2 protein-coding genes are annotated in these 2,189 nt (G+C 67.1%); both read left to right on the top strand.

Translation table 11 applies throughout. The features are described from left to right. The first annotated feature begins 244 nt into the window (after positions 1-244). Entirely contained in the window at positions 245-1,255 is a 1,011-nt protein-coding gene (gene galE / locus I6U14_RS16665) for a UDP-glucose 4-epimerase GalE (RefSeq protein WP_296900758.1), read from the top strand. Then, the coding region (locus I6U14_RS16660; protein WP_296900756.1) for a glycosyltransferase at positions 1,252-2,189 on the top strand (938 nt) is incomplete at its 3' end. The genes galE and I6U14_RS16660, both read left to right, overlap by 4 nt.

Below are 2,189 nucleotides of genomic sequence, written 5' to 3'. Positions count from 1 at the left end.
TCCGGCTCCGTCTGATTTTTGGGCAGGATGCCCAATAAATCAGCATCTCCCTAGCTCAACTGCGGCGAGCGCCCTTACTGCCGATGTCCTTCGCCTCCACAGGCGAGAGGGGCAGGCGGGTGCTCGGGGCATTCCAGTATACCGTCCCTGTTGTTGAGCGCGGGCCGAGGCCTCCTGAAAGCGGCCTATTGTCGGCTCGACTCCGCTAAAATGCGGCTTTTGCCGTCACGTCGGAGTGTTGTTCATGCGCGTTCTCGTCACCGGCGGCGCGGGGTACATCGGCAGCCACACCTGCGTCGAGCTGCTCACCGCCGGTCACGACGTTGTCGTGGTCGACAACTTGCGTAACAGCAAGCGGACGGCCCTCGACCGGGTACAGGAGATCGCGAGGCGCCCCCTCGAATTCGTCCAGGCGGATCTGCGTGATGAGGGTGCGCTCGCGGCGCTTTTTCGTGAGTATGCCTTCGATGCCGTCATTCACTTCGCCGGCCTTAAGGCGGTGGGCGAGTCCACGCAGATCCCCATCGACTATTACGACAATAACGTCCAGGGGACCCTCTGCCTGTGCCGGGCCATGTCCGCGGCCGGAGTCAAACGCCTGGTGTTCAGCTCCTCGGCGACGGTATACGGGGAGCCCGCCTCGGTGCCTATCCGCGAGGACTTCCCGCTCTCGGCCACCAATCCCTACGGCCGGACCAAGCTCTTCATCGAGGAGATCCTGCGCGATGTACAGCGTGCCGACAGCGACTGGGACATCGCCCTACTGCGCTATTTCAATCCCGTGGGCGCGCACCCGAGCGGGCGCATCGGCGAAGACCCGCACGGCATTCCGAACAACCTGATGCCCTACATCGCGCAGGTCGCCGTGGGCAAGCGCGATGCGCTCCAGGTGTTCGGGGACGATTACGACACCCCGGACGGCACTGGCGTGCGTGATTACATCCACGTGGTGGACCTCGCCCGCGGCCACTTAGCGGCGCTCGAGCGCCTGACGACATCCCCCGGCGTGGTCACCTACAACCTGGGCACTGGTCGCGGCTACAGTGTGCTGGAGGTCGTGCGCGCGTTCGCGGGCGCAGCGGCCCGGGATATTCCATATCGCATTGTCGCGCGCCGGCCGGGCGACGTTGCCGTGTGCTTTGCAGACCCAGCACTGGCGGCAGCACAGCTCGGCTGGCACGCCGAGCTCGGCATCGAGGCCATGGTGGCGGACCATTGGCGCTGGCAGTATGCGAACCCGGACGGTTACGCATGAATGCGCCGAAGGACTCCGCACGCATCGCCGGTACCACGCCGGTGCGCATCCTACAGGTTGTGCACGGTCTGCCCCGTGGGGGCCTCGAGAACGGCGTCATCAACCTGCTAAACGGCCTGCCGAGGCCCCAATTCCAACAGACCGTAGTCTGCCTCGACCGCCGCGGCGAGATGGCAGATCGGGTGTCGCCGCAGGTACCCATCCACGTGCTGGACCGCCGCCGCCACGATCTCGCCCTGCCAGTACGCTTGGCGCGCATCATCCGCTCGACACGCCCGCACGTGGTGCACTGCCGTAACTGGAACACCTGGGCGGACACCCTGCTGGCGCATCGCCTCGCCGCCTGCCGGAGCACGCTCGTGTGGTCTTTTCACGGCTTCGCGGACGGGCACTGGTTTCCGCAGCGCCGGCGGCTCGCGAGCCGGGCGCTCGCCTTCGGCACGGACCAGCTCTTCGCCGTCTGCCGCGACGCGGCGCGCCGCTTTGCTGGCCTCACCGGTATCCGGTCCAACCGCTTCGAGGTCCTTTATAATGGCGTGGACTGCCGCCGCTTCGCGCCCTGTGAGCAACGCGACGGGCTGCGGGCGTCCCTAGGCTTCGCCGCGGATGAGCTCGTCATACTGACCGTTGCGAGCCTTACCCCAGTCAAGGGGCACGTGCAGCTGCTGGAAGCCGCGGCCCGCGTGACGGCCGGCACGCGGCGGCGGCTCCGCTTTCTATGGCTCGGGGAGGGCAGCGAGCGCACAGCGCTGGAGGCGCGCATTCGCCGCCTGGGCCTTGGCCGGCAGGTCCAGATGCCGGGTGGCAACGGCCAGGTACCCAGGGACCTGGCTGCGGCGGACCTGTTCGTACTCCCGAGCGGGCTCGAAAGCATGGGCAACACCATCCTCCAGGGCATGCCGAGCGACCTGGCCGTGGTGGCCACCCCGGTTGG

This window comes from Thiohalocapsa sp. (assembly GCF_019695415.1).
GTDB lineage: Bacteria > Pseudomonadota > Gammaproteobacteria > Chromatiales > Chromatiaceae > Thiohalocapsa.
Note: the sequence above shows the minus strand (reverse complement) of the source record. Positions and strands in the feature narration are given on the sequence as shown.

What these genes read in the sequence shown, in the direction of transcription:
- galE (WP_296900758.1), top strand. Translation starts at nt 245, where the DNA reads ATGCGCGTTCTCGTCACCGGCGGCGCGGGGTACATCGGCAGCCACACC.